Annotated in this window: 15 protein-coding genes, 1 tRNA gene and 1 riboswitch; of the genes, 1 reads left to right on the top strand and 15 read right to left on the bottom strand. The window is 42.4% G+C overall.

All coding sequences use genetic code 11. The annotated features are described in order from the left end of the window. Window positions 1-10 precede the first annotated feature (10 nt). From IJI01_RS09790 to IJI01_RS09825, 8 genes are all read right to left on the bottom strand, one after another. Entirely contained in the window at window positions 11-1,243 is a 1,233-nt protein-coding gene (locus IJI01_RS09790) for an alanyl-tRNA editing protein (RefSeq protein WP_292189457.1), read from the bottom strand. Window positions 1,244-1,374: 131 nt separating this feature from the next. Further along, window positions 1,375-1,893, bottom strand: coding sequence for a CarD family transcriptional regulator (locus tag IJI01_RS09795; protein ID WP_292189461.1), 519 nt, complete (start codon window positions 1,891-1,893; stop codon window positions 1,375-1,377). Between the two features lie 210 nt (window positions 1,894-2,103). Beyond that, complete coding sequence (locus tag IJI01_RS09800; protein ID WP_292189464.1) at window positions 2,104-2,667, bottom strand: GNAT family N-acetyltransferase; 564 nt, start codon at window positions 2,665-2,667, stop codon at window positions 2,104-2,106. A 1-nt stretch (window position 2,668) separates the two neighbouring features. Further along, a complete protein-coding gene (locus IJI01_RS09805) occupies window positions 2,669-3,106 on the bottom strand; it encodes a hypothetical protein (protein WP_292189467.1) in 438 nt (145 codons plus the stop codon). A gap of 1 nt (window position 3,107) precedes the next feature. Continuing rightward, window positions 3,108-4,880 (bottom strand): EAL domain-containing protein, encoded by a 1,773-nt coding sequence (locus IJI01_RS09810; RefSeq protein ID WP_292189470.1) that lies wholly within the window; start codon window positions 4,878-4,880, stop codon window positions 3,108-3,110. Between the two features lie 170 nt (window positions 4,881-5,050). Further along, window positions 5,051-7,354 carry a beta-L-arabinofuranosidase domain-containing protein gene (locus IJI01_RS09815; protein ID WP_292189474.1) on the bottom strand — a complete coding sequence of 768 codons (2,304 nt, stop codon included), beginning with the start codon at window positions 7,352-7,354 and terminating at the stop codon, window positions 5,051-5,053. Window positions 7,355-7,384: 30 nt separating this feature from the next. Next, entirely contained in the window at window positions 7,385-8,689 is a 1,305-nt protein-coding gene (locus IJI01_RS09820) for an alpha-amylase family glycosyl hydrolase (RefSeq protein WP_292189477.1), read from the bottom strand. A gap of 35 nt (window positions 8,690-8,724) precedes the next feature. Next, the gene (locus IJI01_RS09825) at window positions 8,725-9,669 is read right to left on the bottom strand and encodes a phosphatase PAP2 family protein (RefSeq protein ID WP_292189479.1); all 945 of its coding nucleotides are present in this window, start codon (window positions 9,667-9,669) and stop codon (window positions 8,725-8,727) included. A gap of 201 nt (window positions 9,670-9,870) precedes the next feature. On the opposite strand from IJI01_RS09825, the gene IJI01_RS09830 reads away from it, so the two are divergent. Then, window positions 9,871-9,944: transfer RNA gene (locus tag IJI01_RS09830), tRNA-Met, on the top strand. Between the two features lie 93 nt (window positions 9,945-10,037). On the opposite strand, the gene IJI01_RS09835 is transcribed toward IJI01_RS09830, so the two are convergent. The 7 genes from IJI01_RS09835 to IJI01_RS09865 all read right to left on the bottom strand — a co-directional run bounded on the left by IJI01_RS09835 (window position 10,038) and on the right by IJI01_RS09865 (window position 18,603). Then, a complete protein-coding gene (locus IJI01_RS09835; RefSeq protein ID WP_292189481.1) occupies window positions 10,038-10,652 on the bottom strand; it encodes a hypothetical protein in 615 nt (204 codons plus the stop codon). Between the two features lie 72 nt (window positions 10,653-10,724). Next, a riboswitch (cyclic di-GMP riboswitch) is annotated at window positions 10,725-10,798 on the bottom strand. Window positions 10,799-10,881: 83 nt separating this feature from the next. Then, complete coding sequence (locus IJI01_RS09840; protein WP_292189483.1) at window positions 10,882-11,415, bottom strand: CinA family protein; 534 nt, start codon at window positions 11,413-11,415, stop codon at window positions 10,882-10,884. Between the two features lie 42 nt (window positions 11,416-11,457). Further along, window positions 11,458-13,218: a methyl-accepting chemotaxis protein gene (locus IJI01_RS09845; RefSeq protein WP_292189485.1), complete on the bottom strand. Its 1,761-nt coding sequence runs from the start codon at window positions 13,216-13,218 to the stop codon at window positions 11,458-11,460. Between the two features lie 9 nt (window positions 13,219-13,227). Beyond that, complete coding sequence (locus IJI01_RS09850) at window positions 13,228-14,529, bottom strand: ABC transporter substrate-binding protein (RefSeq protein WP_292189487.1); 1,302 nt, start codon at window positions 14,527-14,529, stop codon at window positions 13,228-13,230. Between the two features lie 158 nt (window positions 14,530-14,687). Beyond that, entirely contained in the window at window positions 14,688-15,374 is a 687-nt protein-coding gene (locus IJI01_RS09855) for a DUF975 family protein (protein ID WP_292189488.1), read from the bottom strand. Window positions 15,375-15,421: 47 nt separating this feature from the next. After that, window positions 15,422-16,048: a L,D-transpeptidase gene (locus IJI01_RS09860; RefSeq protein ID WP_292189490.1), complete on the bottom strand. Its 627-nt coding sequence runs from the start codon at window positions 16,046-16,048 to the stop codon at window positions 15,422-15,424. A gap of 41 nt (window positions 16,049-16,089) precedes the next feature. Then, the gene (locus IJI01_RS09865; protein ID WP_292189492.1) at window positions 16,090-18,603 is read right to left on the bottom strand and encodes an EAL domain-containing protein; all 2,514 of its coding nucleotides are present in this window, start codon (window positions 18,601-18,603) and stop codon (window positions 16,090-16,092) included. Window positions 18,604-18,620: the final 17 nt, after the last annotated feature.

Below are 18,620 nucleotides of genomic sequence, written 5' to 3' on the forward strand. Positions count from 1 at the left end.
CTCTCTCCTCTTATTCAGATATTGAAGCTATAACAGTCTCTATATCTGAATGATTCACACTTCCCTGAACCATGGCAGGCGCTCCGCCGCCCTTTGCCCCGAAATCATTCCTGAGCTTATCGCATAAAGCCTTGCAATCCTTGCCTGCTGTTCCAGAAGCCACTATAAATCTGTAGCCCTTATCAGCTGAGCCCGCAAAAACTCCGCAGTATCCGGCTTTCTTACTGGCAAGCTCATTGACAAGCTTTCTCATCATATTAGAATCATAGGAATTATCTTTGATCACGTATATATCGCTGTTGTCACCACTTACAAAGATTCCCTTTTCTCTGTCTGTTGAAGCTGCCTTAACGATGTCCTCAAGCTCGTATTCTATAAGTGCCTCTTTGGCCTGTGACAACTCAGCCTTCATGGCGCTGTTATCTTCAAAAGCTCTCTTTACAGAAGCTATGACCTTATCACTTGAAGTTGTGAGCATTCCAGAAAGCTCAGATACTATCTCATGCTCGCTCTGCAGATACTCAAGGGATCTCTGGCCGCAGAGAATGTTGACTCTGACGCCGCCCTTATAATTCTGAAGGCCAACCACCTTGAGAAGCCCGATCTCGCCAGTTCTGATAACGTGAGGCGCACAGCAGGCACAGATATCGATACCTGGAATAGTAACTATTCTGACGTCGCCCTCAAGCTCTTTTTTGCTCCTATAAGGAATCTCAGCAAGCTTATCAGCCTCAGGAAATTCGCACAAAACCTCAAGGTTAGCCCATATAGCCTGATTAGCCTTAAGCTCAAGAGCCTTAATATCCTCCGCGCTCAGAACTCCATCGTAGTCCATTGTCACTTCTGAATCACTTAAGTGAAAGCCCACATTGTTATAGCCAAATTCTGAATTCACAAGCCCTGAAAAGATATGCTCTCCTGTATGCTGCTGCATATTGCTGAACCTGTGAGCCCAGTCTATAACGCCGTGAACTGTTGTCCCAACAGGAATCTCTCTATCAACAAGGTGCCTTATCTCTGAGCCAATGCTCACATGCATTACCTTGGCATCATTTCCAGCATCGCCAAATTCAAGAACTCCACTATCACTGCCCTGTCCTCCCTGCTCTGGAAAAAAGGCTGTTCTGTCAAGGATTACCTCGTAGCAGTCCTTACCACCTTTTCCATCCTTTTTCTCACAGCTTATAACCTCAGCAAAAAACTCTGATATATATGCACTATCGTAATATAACTCTTTTGTCATCTACATTTCCCCAAACTGATATATCTTGCGTCGCCTCTTCACTACACTAAAGCAACACTACAGCACATTTTATCATATTTCCCGCCTATATAATATCCCCACTTACTCAAATACAAAAAAGAGACCGCAAGTTAAGCGGTCTCCATTGGAAGTTCTGCAAGCATTTCTAACACCCTTCTCTTGATGTTATCCTTCTCGGTTTCAAGAGAATAAGCCAGTTCAGTGTAAAGAAGCTTCTCTGCCATATTCAGGTATTTCTCATTAAGTGTTGCAAATCTCTTGCCCTCTGCTTCGCGAGTAGCTTTGATCCTGCGCAAGGACTTCACAAGACCCATCATCTCATCCACAACATTTCTCTTAATAATCTCTAGTATTGCGGGCTCGGCCTTCTTACCCTCTGGAAGCTCAATCTCTTCCACTTCCTCGATGTCGTCTATCAAATCTTCAGCATAGTCAGCGCTGATGACTTCACGAACCTTGTCTTCGGCCCCCTCCACTGGAACATAGAGGACACTTCCGGCATCAACTGCGGAAATCATCATGTAATACTGTTTCTCTTTGCCCCTCTCAAGAAACGTTGGTACCAGGATTTCTCGTACCTGGCATAAACCATGACTACCGTAAATTACGCACTCTCCAATATTTAACATCTTGTTCCTCCTTAGTCTGAAACAAAAACCTCTGCTAACTTGAAAGCGCTTTCATGGCTGAAGATTAAAAAACATGGAAGCAGGAATGTCCTTGGTCCCCACTAACCATGTCCTTACTCACATGCTAGTATTATAACACGATATTACATATTTTGTAATACTTTGCCGCGATAAAAATGTGTATTTTTTATGGCCTGTCGCAAGCCCAGATCAGCTCCCGATAAGCCGTTTGGCGTAGTACGTACCTCTAGTAATTATGCTCATATGCTCGACTCTGGTCTCACCAAGCATAGGAATATGCGACCTTTCATTGGTATACATATGTTTAAAGCCGCATTTTTCCTGAACTTTTTTGGATCTCTCGTTGCCATCAAAGTAACCACAGACTATCATGTGAAGTCCCAGATCCTCAAAGCCATGTCTCATGATTTCTTTTACAGCTTCTGTAACATATCCCTGGTTCCAATAGGGGTATCCGATCCAATAGCCAAGCTCTGCTGCGCCATCATCTATAGGTCTTTCATTGCTGCCATTCAGAGTAAGCCCAATGCTACCCACTGGTTCTTTTTCCTGGCCCTTGATGCAGATAGCGTACACTTCATCCTTGGCAAAAATAGTGCGAATAACCGCTCTGCTATAGCCAACGTCCTTGTGTGGAAGCCACCCGGCATCAGGCCCAATGCGGTCATCGCTGGCATACTTAAAGAGACTGGAAGCATCTTCCTCTCTCCAGCCTCTTAATATCAGTCTTTCTGTTTCCAGAACCCTTCCCATATTACAAGCTCATGTACTGGAAGCCAGTCTTGGCCGTGAAGGCATCCATTGATTTTTTGAAAAGAGTAAAATAAGCAGCCTCTTTGTGCATAGCTTCATGTGAAAGGAAATAGATTACCTTACCGCTCTTGATATCCCATTCAATATCATGCTGAGGATCAAGGGCAATGATATCCTTGAAAGAAAGGCCATATTTCTCCCTGCAGACATCATCCTTGTTATCCAGATCCATAGTCTCTTCCACGATTTTATTCTTGGTCTTAAGAAGATTATCAAGCTGCTCCAGCATGATCTGATGAACAATATTAAGCGAGTTGATCTCATAGCCAACAAGCTTCATGTCTCCGATAATCCTGTCAAAATCCACCGCTGTCTGTTCAAATGGGTCAACCTTATTCTCGCCGTAGCAAAAAACAGCATTATAAAGACCTTCGTTCATATTAGTCTCCTTTCGCAAACATGCCCTTTTGTGTTTTGAGGAAATCAATGTATTCTTCTTCTGGTATTGGTCTTGAATAATAGAATCCCTGTAGATACTCAACGCCCTTATCTATGAGTATCTGGGCCTGGTCCAGTGTTTCTACACCTTCTGCCAGGATGTGAAGCCCGAAGTCCTTGAGGAATTTAATGGTATAATCCAGCATCCTCATATTCTCCGGCTTGTCTTTATCAAGACAGCTCCATACAAACTCTTTATCCATCTTGACCAGTGCATAATCCATCTTGAGGATCTCCAAAAGATTGGAATAGCCTGATCCAAAGTCATCCATGGAAATGGTACTTCCACTTTCACGGAGCCTTGTCACATTTTCTTTAAACACCTCATCATTATTGATGTAGGAAGTTTCTGTGATCTCGAAATTGATAAACTTGGGTGGAATATGATATTTGTTCATCTTGTTGATGAGCCTTATGTGTGTCTGCTCGTCAACAGCTTCGTTACCGGAAAGGTTAACCTCTATAGTCTTGATACCGTAGCTACTAAGGTTCTCTTTGGCAATGAAAGAACAAACCTTTTCGAATACCAGATCATCAATTTCCTGAATAAGTCCGCATTTCTCGGCAATCGGGATGAAGTCCTCAGGAGAAATATAATTCTCCGTATCAGGTCTCCTAAGTCTTACAAGCGCCTCTGCAGAACAAAAGCTTCCGTCCGCAACCGACAGGATTGGCTGGTAATATACGTCGAAGCTTCTCTCTTTTACTGCTGTTCTGACCACATCCTCGATGGAATTTCTGTAGGTCATCTTGTCCACAACCGTCTGGTCTATCACAAGGTTCGGTGAAGACTGAGTAAAAGCGTACTCTCCAGAAACATAAGCCAGAATCTGAAGCGCCTTCTCAGGCTCAGACGCATATTTAGGAAGTTCCAAAACTGCAAAGGTTAGTCTGTAATTCTTACCCTCATTGTCCTTTAAGTTATTGACTATGTTCATGAAGGTCTCCACCCTCTCAGGTGTCTTAATGATAGAACATAGCGTATTCCAGTTAAAAAGATAAGCCGGCGCACCTACATAGGTCTCGGAAATCTTACCAACTATCTTCATCAGCTCAGTCATCTCGCTCCTCTCCGAATTGGACATGACTGCTGTTTTTCCTGTAAAAATAATAGATACTATAAAGAAATCTCTTTTAAGTCCAAGTTTTTCCAAAAGAGCCATTTCAAAGGCATCCCTGTTCCTGATTCCCTCTATGGATCTCTCGTAGTACTCTCTTGGATTTTCCATCGACAGGAAAAGAATCAGTGCCATCATCATCATGGCGATGGCCGATACCTGCATTCCTCTGTCAATGAACTGATACAGCGATAATACTGTCCAGATGACCAGACCAGTAAGTATCGAATAAAAGCTTTCTTTTGGGATTCGCTCCTTAAAATATATAATTCGCATCAGCGACAGAAAGATATATACAAAACCTACCAGGTAACAGATCTGTGCTGCCGGGCCATAATTGTAGTAATAACCATAAGCGTTTATTCCAACCTTGAGTCCCATGATGGTTGCTGTAACTACGGCAAAAGCCACAGGAAGTCCTGTAATTACCACCATTCTGTTGGAAACCGTTCTCTTAAGCGTAGTCTTGGTATAGACATATATGCACATGATAAATGCACAGAACAAAAGAGATCCAACGTACAGAATCTGAGCCACTCCTCTAAGAGCTGCTGCAGAATCATTTTCTTTAATAAACAGGAACGCTGCGCACTCCAATATCTCACACAAGTTGTTAAAAAAGACCGACACCAAGAAAACGAAGAAAACTCGCGCAGAAATAAGCTGCGGAACATTCCTTCGAAGGTAGATTACCAACAGTATGATAGATACCAATATTGCAATTATAGGTGTACGTATTTCCATAAATAAATTATAATATAAAACTCCTATTGCAACAACTTATTTGCTAGTACTGCCTTGACATAGAAGAAGGTCAATGGCAAAAATGACTGGGCAAAATTTTTGGTAGGTCCATTGCCAACCATTACAGTATCCTCAACTATTTTTTTGGTAAAAGAAACACCGCTCTGGTTGCCAATCTGTTTCTTAAATGTCTTTATGCCATAATCCAGATATCTTTCCTCTCCTGTAAGCTCATAGCCAATAGCCATGGATTCCAGAAGTAATGTGTTATTACCGTTTCTGGAAAGGCTTGGGAGCTCTTTGTAGTAAAAAAGTCCCTGAGGTGTTCTGCAATTATCAACGATATCGTCGATGGCTTTTAATATAAGTTTTTTAACACGTCCACTTGGAACTGCCCTGTAGTAGCGCATCAGTGAGCCAATAGCCACAGATATCATGAAGCCCACTCTGATTGTGGTATTGTCAGTATATGGTGACAACCAGTTGCCATATCTGTCGTTCCACTGCTCAAACTGGCCAACAATCCAGTCAGCCCTGGTGAGCCACTTCCTGTCATGGGTCTCCACATAAAGAGCTGTGAGGCTCCTAAGGGCCCATCCCGTCTCTCTTGCACTTATCTCGCCAGGCTTCTGATATTCAGGTGTCTCCAAAAGAGCCAGAACATTTTCGCCAATTCCAATAGCAGCCTCAAAGGCTCTCTCATCGCCAGTGAAATGATAGTGATCAAGAAGTCCCTCTACCCATTCATGGGAACATGCCATGATTCCTCGTGAGCCTTTACCATCCTCTGACCCGCCAGTATGCTTCCTTTGGTGCTCCCACTGACCATTTATAAAAATAGGATCCGTGTTGTAATGGCAGATATCCACATCCATCCAGTGCCAGCAGGCCACATTGGCATAGTCCAGCATTCTGCGGATACCTGTTCTTGCATACATCATGTACATAGCGTGGGGGTAGTCGTACTCATTGTTAGTCCAGACAAGGTCTCCGCCGCCTCTTCCCTGAGCCGTATAGCCAGGATCAGGTGCATCGCCCCAACACAGCATTCCATAGCACCTTGCATGGGAATCAGCCTTATCTATAAGCGCAATCTCCACATCATCTATCTGCTTGTCAGGCGCAAGGAAAATATCAGGAAAGACCTTGGCCTCCTCGAAAACTTCAGTATCTACATAGCCCGTATCCGGCATCTGGTAGATGATACTCCTGTTGTTAAGCTCATAAAGTTCCTCATCAGCATCATGGAAATGCAGAAGGAACCTCTGCTCTCTTGCCATTCCAGACTCAAACCTCACTGGCTGTGCCTTGGAAATCTGAGACAGCTCGTTTTTATCCGGTAAAAGATATATCTTGATGCCATCACTGCTGGCACTTATAGCCTTAGGGAAATTCTGCTGAGCCTGAAAAACTGTGGCACATACTCCAACACCTGATCCAAAGTCTGAAACATCTGCCATAAAGGTTCCGTAGATAACCTCTGCAAAATGCTCATTTGCCTCTTTTTCCAGATACTCAGCTGTTATAGTTTTGGATACTTCTTCTCCATCCTCACTACTTTCAAAGTTTGTTTTATAGTTGGAAATACCTACAGTTGTTCTAGGAGTTACCTTGTTTTTGCCAAGGTTCCTGAGCTCAAATATAAGCTCATCCGGCTCTATGCTGTCCTCTGTGCAGTTAATTACCTTGAGCGCTACTTCCAGCCATGGCTTGTCGCTGGTTATGGACAGACGAAGCGTGAACTTGATTCCTTCACCGCTAAGCTTATTGTCTGCGTCCTCAAAATGTCCCGTAGCCTCAATTACTGAATAGATTGGGCCATTCTCAATTACGTTCCACAATTCAAATATTGGAGAAAGCGTTTTACCATCAAGCTTTAAAACAGGGCCGGAAAACTGCTCTTTTTTGAATACATGATTGTCATAAACAAAGCTCTGGAAGGCCTCCTTCTGGAAATCAGAAACCTTGAAATTGATAAGTCCGTTCGTGACAGAAATCGTACTGTTAGTCTTAGTCACAAAGTTATTATTGATCTGATCAGCAAAGGCATTACTGCCATCTATAAGGCTTGAGGTAGTGACCAGCACAAAGTCTTTAGCCTTATTACCTGGAAGTGTTCCAAGGAATCTTGCGTAAACAAACCGGATGGAGCCATCCTCCCAGGTGGAGGTCACCTTGAACTGGGATGGAATGATGCTGCCCGAATCAAGGACTGCAAGCCTTTCAAAATCTTTCTGGGTCAGTTCTCCCTTAGGAAAAGGCACACCAATACCAAGTAGCTCATTTTTTCTGTCGTCTTTATATAGTTTGTCGTAGTGAATTTTCATATGTTTTATGCCTTTCCTTACAGGTAACTCTTATATTTGGAGAAGATATGCTGTGTAAGCCGGGATATCCAGGCCTCCGCCAAAGTCTATCTCAGCTCCCGTAATCAGGTCCGTTGCTCTTCCAGCTCTTGCATCAAAGTCAGCATGGAACTGATTCTCATCAGCATTTATTACTACAAGGACTCTGTCGCCCTCAGTTTCTCTTTCAAAAATGCACTGTCTGTTCGTAAGAAGAAGTGACTTAAATTCTCCATAGGACAACGCCTTGGAGCCCTCTCTCGCATGGCAGAGCTTACTGATAACATCCGTCAGCTCGTTCCACTCAGGTGCATCAAAGCATGGACGAAGAGCCGGATCCCCCTGAGACTTATCAGCCTTGGTTCCCCACTCACTTCCGTAGTAGATTGTAGGAATTCCAGGCATTCCAAACATCAGAGTATAAATAAGTGGCAGATGCTGTGGCCTCTGAAGAACACTGGCAATTCTGCTGACATCGTGGTTATCTACAAATGCAAGGAGGTGCTTACCTCTGTAAAGTGTCCAGTTCTCAGGTCCGAACTGTCTGAGCAGTGAATGAACAATCTCAAAGAGGTTCATGCTGTTAAGAGCTGAATGCATGCCCTTGTAGCACTCATAGTTAGTAGCACTGTGACAAAGGTCATCTCCCATAATGCGGTTATAATCTCCGCCTATCATCTCGCCCATCAGGAAGAAGTCCTCTTTCCAGGCGGGAGTCTCTCTGCGAAGCCTTCTGATAAAATCAGGATCTACGCAGTATGCCACATCAAGTCTAAGACCATCTATTCCGAATTCATCAATCCAGAATTTAACGCTCTCCATGAGATAATCTGTAACTGCAGGGTTACGAAGATTAAGCTTAACCAGGTCAAAGTTTCCTTCCCAGCCCTCGTACCACAGACCATCATTGTAATTGCTGTTTCCGTCAAAACTAATATTGAACCAGTCCTTGTAGGGAGAATCCCACTTTTTTTCAAGGACATCTACAAAGCCAAAGAAACCTCTACCAGCATGATTAAATACGCCATCAAGAACAACCTTGATGCCTTCCTTGTGAAGTGCATCGCAGACCTTCTTGAAATCAGCATTAGTTCCAAGACGAACATCGATCTTTTTGTAATCCCTTGTATTATAGCCATGGGTATCTGACTCAAATACAGGGTTGAACATAACTGCGCCGATTCCCAGCTTCTTGAAATGAGGAATCCAGTCGATCACCTTTAGAATTCTGTGCTCAAGTTTGCCATCATTTTCAAAAGGAGCTCCACAAAAGCCCAATGGATAGATCTGATAAAAAGAAGTTTCATAAGCCCACATATTATGCCCTCCTGTTATCGCATGACGTCTACTATTTACTTATCTTTGTTAAGAAATCCTTCTGCCTTGAAAAAAAACGGATATACACCGATTGTCAGGAAGGACACTATTGCATATCTAAAAAACCTAACGATATTAGCAAGAAAAACTCCTGAATCCAGGAATTCTTTACTAAATGGCATCTTAAACAACGTGTTAAGTGCGAAGTAAACAATAATTCCACCAAGAAGTCTTGTTACGCAGAACAGAGGATTTCTTGTTGTCTCGAAATTGACAAATCTCTTTTCAAACAAAGCTGAGCAAAAGAATCCGCCCATAAGTCCAAGTCCTGAGAAATAATCAGAGGTCTTGCAGTAGAAAAGACCTATAGCTGAAATAAGGAAGATGATAAGATATGCAATCCACAGCTTCTTCTCATCTACTCTGCTGATAATAGCTGGCATAACAAACACGATAACTGTACCAGTAAGCCATCCGCACAATACATCTGTTGGATAATGACAGCCAACAACCACTCTGGAAAAGCCAACGAGGAAAGGAAGTACAAAAGCAAGTACTGTGAACACAGGCTTTTTGTAGAACCTTGCCAGTGATCCATAAACTGCAGCCGAATTAGTTGAATGTCCACTTGGGAAAGAAAAGCCCTGAGCTGCTATGTCATAGATATCAGCATCCTTTTCAACCGGCCTGAAGCACTTAATGGTCTCATGATCAAAATAAGGACGTCTTCTCCAGACAACATTCTTAATAAGTGGCGTAAGCACGATACCCATCATTACATTTATTCCCACGTAGGTACCAGCTTTCTTGTCATAACACCAGAATAAAAAGCCAAGAATCAGAATCAGCATCATTTCCTCACCAAAGGTTGAGAAAAATGAAAAAATATTTACTCCTGTCTCACCCAGAGTTCTCTGCAAGAACTCCATTAGCCTAACCTCAAAATCAAACCAAAATGAGTTTCCAACAACTACTCCCATTTCTATCTCCTTTTTTATCGCTATTTTACTGCGTTTTGCATATGAATGCGATATACTTTATTGTATCACATAGGACTACTACGAATTATTGATAATTTCAAAACGTATAACTAATTTTTTATAAAAATGCTAAAATCTTTGTTGACAACATTGCTCCCACGCGTTATAGTATACAAGTCGGCTGCGGCAGACAACAAATATGGCGAGATAGCTCAGCTGGCTAGAGCACGCGGTTCATACCCGCGGTGTCGAGGGTTCGAATCCCCCTCTCGCTACTAAAAAAGGAAGTGCAAATCGCACTTCCTTTTTTGTAACCCCGTCCGCCTAAATGGTCCTAGGGGACGGGGTTAGTGGTCCATTTTATGTTTTCACGCATTCATAGGGAATTTGAGGTCTCTGATTGCCATGGAATAATCTGAACGTATTCCTCTAAAACGAGCTTCACTTTCAAGAATATTGATTCCCTCTTTAAGTGTTTCAGCACGTCCATCATCGATATATTCCATAAGCTTTTCTATATACGCAATTGTTACATACTTATCTGGCATAAAGCCATAAATTTCAGGATGATCTGCCACATGTCCCTTCTTCTGCTCTTCGATCTTACCTAGAATTCTCTTTGTATCAGCTGTAAGAAGCTCTAATTTCTGATCCACTCTTTTTCTTGCAATAAATGGAAGAGCTATTCCGAACATGATCGCAATTATAACCATACCCAACAGATCGGCGTCATATTTATTATTGGTATAGTATAAGAACGCTGGCAAAAAAACTGCAGAATACCCGAGGCAGAACCACATAAATATAGTTACGATTCCTCCAGCAGCCTTTTTAGCGAGCTTTTCTGATTTCTTATTGTAATCGGCTATTATAGAAGCTTCATATACCTCAAGATTTCTATAGGTACCACCACCTAAAAAATCACGCGCATTCTTGAGCGCAACACGAAGTTCTTCTTTATTCATCTCAACACCACTTTTCATCTTACAAACTCCTTTTTGACCAATGAAAAAACAGCAAAAAAAATAGTAGCGAATACGCATCGCTACTAGTTAAAATGCAACTGGCTATCCTCTCGGACCCTATAGCTTTGCGTCATTAGATTACTCTAATTTTGCCCTTAATATGTAATTCGGAAACTAAATTCCACTAAAATGTTTCCACAGCATTGTTCATTATACTACTGAGCAACTGTTATATGCAACACATTTTTTATATGGCGCCAAATAGCTCCTCCACTATCACATCAGCCATATATAGCTTATAGGAAAGCCTTGATGGCTGATCAGGAACTGTGCAGTGATAGGCCTTAACTCCACTATCTGTCTCAATAGCAAAAAACACTTCCCCCGGAGTGCTGTCTGCATTGTTTGGATCCACATTTCCAAAGCTTCCTGTGACACCAACAGCTATATCTGCGTCGTAAGCTCTTCTGCTGGTCTTCGCCATTTCAACCGCCGTCTCAGCTGAATAAACTCCATACTCCTCAATAACGCCAGCAGGTACCCCCATCTGAACCTTGGCTTCATTGGAGTAGGTAACAAAGGCTCCCTTTATCACAGCGGATGAACCTTCCGTATCAGTAATAAGAGAAGCTAACTGGCCAGAAGTACAGCTCTCCATCGTAGTGATGGAGAGCCTCTTTTCTATCAAAGACCTTGTTAGCTTCTCATATTTAATGCGCACTGCGGACTCATCTGCCACGCCTCTTGCGCCCACTATTTCTTTTACCCCAAAATTTGTCATATTGCCCTCAACTAAACCTTTTTCAATATAATATCTAAAAGCTTAGAGAGTTGCAAATTTCTGTGTTGTATCATTAAGCTGTTCAGTAACCTCAGTATTTCTGTCGATAGCCTTGGATATCTTCTTGATACCACCGACAATTTCCTGCGAGCTCTCAGCAGACTGGGAAATAGCCTGTGAGCTCTCTCTGATTGAAGTACTGATAAGTGATACAGACTCTACCATCTCATGCATGATCTCATTGAGGTTCTCAGCCTTGTCATTAAACTTACCAAGCATATCCTCCATGAGGTCAGCTGTGTGCTCATACTTCTCACCAGTAGCAACGAATTCATCATAGTCGCCGATTACCTGACCATTGATATAATCAAGCACAGCCTGAGCATTCTTGGCCAGATTATTAACAGCATCTGTAACCTCATTACTGATGTTCTGGATATTGGCAGCTGTCTGTCTACTGTTATCCGCAAGAGAACTTATTTCAGAAGCAACTACAGCAAAGCCCTTGCCGGCTTCTCCTGCTCGTGCTGCCTCAATAGAAGCATTAAGGGCAAGAAGGTTAGTCTGGCTTGCAATTTCAAGAATGACATTTGTAAGCTCGTTGATCTGAGTAACCTTCTCTGACTCATGAACAGATTCCATAAGTGTGGCAGAAAGGCTCTCCACCTGTTCTCCCGCCTCAGTCTTTTTGGTATTAACTCTTGCCTTGAGCTCATCTGCCTCTGCTTTGATCTCAGCAGCAGTCTTGGCACCATCTGTTGCCTGATCAGCAATATCCTGAGCCGCAGCCTTGACGCTATCAACACTGTCATTAATATGAGATACATTGCCGGTTACTGTCTCCATGCTGGCTGCAAGTTCTTCCAATGCTGCAGAAGTATTAGTAACGTGGTCATCAGCAATATGAAGCTCTTCCGCAACTTCCTCTGAGGACTTGGTGAGTATTCCGGAACCCTCTTTTACATCCTTCATTATTCCCTGCAGTGTCTCAATGAAATGGTTGATACCTGTAGTTATGAAAAGAAGCTCCGACTTAGTCTTTGTTCCAATTCTTGCTGTAAGATCGCCCTTGCCCGCCTCAATATCTGTAATAATACTATTAACTTCGTCACTGATGCTCCTAATCTTTCTGACGATGTTCTTATAGTTGATAAGGAAGCTGAATATGATCAGCATCAGAATGACAATAACACCAATAAGAGCCGTCATATTACCGGACTTAAGCAAGGTGGTCATCATGAGGATTGTGGCATCAGAGGATGCATTTATTGCCTCATCCAAAACCTTAGTGGAATGGAAAATAGCCACCTTCTGAATCTCAGCCTTATTAAACAGAATATTGTAGGCTGAATCAGTATCTCCGGCATCACATTTTTCTATAGATGAATCAATGAACTTATTAAGCCTTGAATATTGCTGACGTATCTCAGCCATCTGCGCTATCGCAGCTTCATTACCAAGTGCTGTAAAATCTGTCTCAAGCGATGAAATATCTGCATCTATCGCCGACCTTACTGCTTCAATCTGAGGAAGAAGCGCTGTCTTGGTCTCAACAGCAGAAGCTGCAACATAGCCTGTAGCCTGATCGTAAAGAGACATGACATCACTCTTTAGTGTTGCCTCATCCTGCGTCAGCTTCATCATGGTATTGAACATGCTCTTACTGCTATTTGTGGAGCTCCTCATAGACAGAACCACAAAGGCCATAACTATTATGAACGCTATGAAGATCATGACATTTGATGTCGTCAGCTGGAACATAATAGAATGTATCTTTTTAATACGAACTTTATCTTCTCTCATGTCCCCTCCTTATAATTTAGCGTACCAGTCTTTGGCAATCTTCTTGATTTCATTAACAAAACCAGCCACATCTGTGTCGCCCTTTGCGAAATGATGGAAGGCAAAAGACAAACCGTTCTGTCCAAGTCCTTCTGGCATATCCATCCAGTGCCAGCTGGAGGTTTTACCTGCTGAAATATAGCTGGAAATTACAGGAGCAAATGGATCTGAAGCCACATATTTGCAATCAACAAATGGGCTTACAAAGCCTGCTTCTTCTACCAGAATCTTCTGCGCACTATCCTCAGAGCACCACTGCAAGAATGCAAGTGCTGCATCAACATTTCCTTCTTTTGATACTGCCCACCAGGATGGAGCGCTGGTAAGGATTGTATCCATGCCTTCTTCAAAAGCATATGAGATCATTCCAATTTCGAAATTGCCGGCAGCGGCATACTGACTGGCATCATCACCTGTGAGTGTTGCACCGATCCATGACCCTTGGGTTATGAAAGCATATTTACCAGATGCAAAGCCCAGCACCTGATCATTATATACGCCATCTGTCAGAAGAGCCGGATCAGAATACTCATTGAAAAGACCTATCATCTCAGCAAAATGAGTAAGTCTCTCATCGTCAAAGGATCCGCCATTTCCAAGCATATCAATGTATGTAGTGTCAGCCCTGTCAAGGCCTGAATCGTAATACGCACCCATAATATGGTTTCCTGCGGACCATCCAAGATTCTCAGGTTCTGCGCAATATCCAATAACAGCCTTAAGGCCCAGGCTGTCCTTCTTAGAATCTATTGTTTCAAAGGCTTTTCTCATTGACTCGGGTCCCGTGATGGACGCTGGATCAACGCCTGCCTTAGCCAAAATATCTGCGTTATAAGCAAGACCTATGGCCTCAGTTGTATAAGGAAAGCCAAGGGTACCATAAGTCGAATCCTTGTAGGCTGCATCAGTTCTGGAAGCCCAGCCCTGATCGCTCATATCAACCAGAAGTCCCTCCCAGTTACCAAAACCGGAGGATTCACAGGCAATGATATCAGGCATCTGATCAGACAAATAATACCCCTTAAGTGTCGCCTGGGCATCAACGCCAGACTCAACATTAAGGATATTTACTGTCACTCCTGTTTCTTTCTGGTATTCCTGAGCAAGAGTCTGTAACTGAGAGCTTACCTCACTCTTAATGTTCAGCAAGGAGATAGTAGCTGGCTCTGCAGAATCTGTCACTTCACCTGCAGCTTCTTTATTACCACAGCCAGAAGTAACACACATCAAGGCCAAAGCTACCGTCAGAAGATATACAATTCTTTTTCTCATGTCTCATCTTCCTTTCTACTACGCGGTAATATAATCGCAAATTAATTATACGTTATATCATTTATTATTTGCCGGTTAGAGCCAAACCTTAAGAAAGATTTAAGAAATAAAGAAGGCCTCAGGTTTAAAAACCTGAGACCTTATATCCAGCTAATATTTTATCCCTTGATTGCCTTATAAAGAGCTGCATCAGAACTGAGCTTATATGGGTTAACGTAGAAGATACCTGCAAGCCCAAGTGTTAATACTACCAGGATACCCCACAAAATAAATGAAAGGTCATAAACAAATGCATTAAACTTGTGGCCCTTCATCATAGCTCTTGACTTCTTAAGAGCTTCAACAGCCTTAATTCCCGGCTCATCTGCCAAAAGATATGGCACCAGCCTATAGGAATACGACAGTATTATTCCCGGAATAATGAATAGCACACAGCAAAGCGCAATCAAAAAGTTTCTAAGGAAAATACCACCAACAGTGCTAAGATAGCCATGTTTAAAAGCATATCCCATCTCACCAAGATCAGCATTTGCATCAAGATTCTGTATAAAGAATCTGTTACATCCGACCTCAAGTGGATTGAACAGGAACGTATCAAAAAGAGCAACGATAATGGCCACAAACGCCAGAACTGCAAGTATAGCTACAGCAATTATTATCAAAGTCTGCTCATCGATAGTACCTTCTGCCATAGCCTGTTCAATCTGTTCACCATTCTGTTTCCATGCTACACCTGATGATGATGCAAAGAAAAGAGAATAAACGATTCCTACCAGCACAGATTTCCAGTAGTTTCGCTTAAAGCACTCTTTACCCCTAGCCTTAATTTCTTTTCTACTCCACATTATCTCTACCTCCATAAATGTTTTATAGATAAATTGTATCATGTTATTTAGTGTACAACAACCATGGTTCCAACACTAACCATATCATACAAGGTGTTAGCCACATCACTAGGGAGGTTCACACAACCATGAGATCCGTTATAGGTATAGATATCGCCGCCAAATTCGCTTCTCCAGCTGGCATCGTGAAGTCCTACTGCCCCTGTAAATCTCATCCATCTGTTGACCCATACATTCCAGGTTGGCCCTACAAGGTACTTACCAGGAACCTTTGAATCAATAAAGAACACTCCTCTTGGTGTTCCATTGCCATTTTTGATATTACCGGAAACTATAGGGGACGACAGTACAGATACGCCATCCACATAGTAGTTCATGGTCTGATTATCGAGGTCCACATCCACATAGGTTGTAGGTGCAGTATATGCCTCATGTTCTCCAGAGGCTGCTTCCTGCGCATTTTTATATCTGCCTTCATTTATTCCAAAATTCACATAATGACTATACAGAGCGTTCGGATCTCTTCCATAGGCAGCCACAACATCCGGATACTGAGCTGCATAAAAAGACGGGTCAAAGTCGCTGGCCTGTGCTCTCACGCAAGACCCACCAAGTACCCCTAACACAAGTAGTAAAGCTGCAAATCCTTTGCAAAAAAACTTCATTCCCTTCATAAAACTTCACGCCCTTTCATGTCATTATAGTTTGGAAAATATCAATTCATGTTTGCCACGAAATCAATCGCCATATCAGCTTCGAGTGGCCTGCTGAAATAATAGCCTTGTACTGCATCTGCTTTGAACTCGCAGAGCCTGTCATACTGCCATTTTTCTTCAACGCCCTCGATGATGATTGTCTTGTTCATGTCGTGTGCAAGCTTAATTACATCACCGATAAAGCTGTCCTTACCAGGAATCAGATAAGCATCCACCAGGGACTTATCCAGCTTTATCTCATCTATAGGAATATAGATCAGATAACCAAGGGACGAATATCCTGTTCCAAAATCGTCCATCAGAATCCTGAAGCCCAAATCCTTAAAGTCTTCGAACAGCTTCTTGGTCTGGATATTTTGCTCTATCAAAAGAGATTCCGTAATCTCTATCTGTATATATCTATGTGGTATCTGATACTCTGCCAGCAGTTCTTTTAAGAAGCTCATAAAGCCCACATCATTAACCTGCTTGGATGAGAAATTTATGGAAACTGGAATGAGCTCTTTTCCCTGATCTCTCCATTCTGCCATCTGCTTAACAACCTGCTCTGTTATGATTCTTCCAAGCCTGATGATCCAGCCATTTTTCTCAATAACAGGAATAAAGGTACCTGGTCCCTGTGCAATGTTTTTCGCCCTTACAAGAGCCTCAAAGCCTATAGTTTTGCCTGTAGCAGTCTCAATCTTGGGCTGATATACCATGTAGAACAGATTATTATCAAAGGCTTCATTCACCAGAGTCTTGAGATAGCTCTCTTCCTGAAGCTTTTTCTGCATCTCGTCAGCATAAATAAATGCTGTATTCCTGCCATGTTCCTTGGCTTCATACATAGCGATCTCAGCATTTATAATGTGCTGCTCAGGATAGCTATCTCCGGATGCATTTGACACACCTACGCTGGCAGAAAGTGCCAGAGTGTCTTCGCCTGCTACTATCGGTTTTCTAAAGGCTTCCAGAATCTCCTGTACTTCCTCAGAATCCGCCTCCAGATTTTTGCCCGGAACCATAACAATGAACTCATCTCCGCCATATCTTCCGACCTGCCATCGCTTATCAATAGCAAGCTGTTTGAGTTCTCTGGACAAATGCCTGATGATATAGTCAGCCATACTGTGCCCATAGTTCTCATTTACAACCTTGAAGCCGTCTATATCAACCATCATGACCGCATATTTTTCGTCGCTCTTGATTTCTCTGTTCAGAGTTTCAACAATGGCTCTTCTGTTCAAAAGATCTGACAGATCATCATGTTCAGCCTGATAACGGAGCTTGTTCCTCGATTTTTCCAGCTTCTCAGCTGAGATCTTAAGCTGCTCATTATCATACTTTTGTTGCGTGACTGTCATATTCGCAGTAACCATCAGTAGCATAAGGGCTGTAACAATAAGCATCGATGCCGGAATAATATTCTTATAGTATTCCAGAGGATTAAAAGGCTTATTGACGTAATTCGTATTTGGCGGAAGCATACTCTCTTTTATGCCATATTTCTGCATGAGTTTATAGTTGAACTCAGCCTTACTTGGAGTGACCAGATCAAGAGGATACATTGAAATATCCGTGTCATTTTCAAGGACATCAACAATAATAAGTCCTGCGTCCCTTGTCTGTATGGAAAAATCCATGTATATTCCGCCCAAAACGCCCTGATCTCTTCCACCGGAATAATTTCTGATGATAGGCACATCAGCATATGTCACAACCGTATTTGTGCGATCCAGCATAGAATAAGTATTTCCGTTGCGATCTGTATAACTGGTCATGTAGAAAAGAACTGCGTCATCTTTGGGAAGTCTCTTAAGCACTCCAATAAGCTCTTCCTGAGTGAGACTTTCTGTGTTTATATCAGTAAAGGTATAATCCGGATACTTCTGGTCATAGGAGAAAAAGATATCCATATCCGCCTTACCAGCAGCTGACTCATCGTGAAGCGCCACGAAGGTCTTTCTATCTGGCATAGTTTCCATGGCAAGTTCCAGGCAATCTCTCAGGTAGTCTTTTTCATAAAAGCCTGTCATCATAGGATTTTCTGCAGATTTCACAGCAAAGTCCGCATCATTTATGCCAAAGAAAACCATTGGAAGCCCCTTAAAAAGCTCCTCCTGATATTTGAGTGCAAATGCAAGGGCATCATCATCTCCTAAAAGAACTGCTTCGTAGCCCCTGTCTTTGGATTCCATCCTCTTCTTTAGGAAATCATGGAAATCAAGCTTATCAGCATCAGTGCCATAATTCTTGGCATCCATGTAAATCACATCAAACTCAATACCCTTAGGATAGAGAGCCTGTTTGAGGCCTTCTATCTGATCATCATATGTATAATAAAGTGGATTATATGCGCACAGGAACAGTACGCGGTGAGTGACCATAGTTGGTCTTTTGACTTCAGTATCCTCATTTTCTGAGCGAATACTAAAAACAAGCGTAATAATAGCTGCAATCAGAAGCATGATTCCAATTGCAGTCAGGGTGTAGCGTATATATAAGAAAAGCTTTCTTTTTCTCTCTTCCATACGTTTCGCCATAATTA

The organism is Butyrivibrio sp., from assembly GCF_017433805.1.
In the GTDB taxonomy this organism is placed as follows: Bacteria; Bacillota; Clostridia; order Lachnospirales; family Lachnospiraceae; genus Butyrivibrio.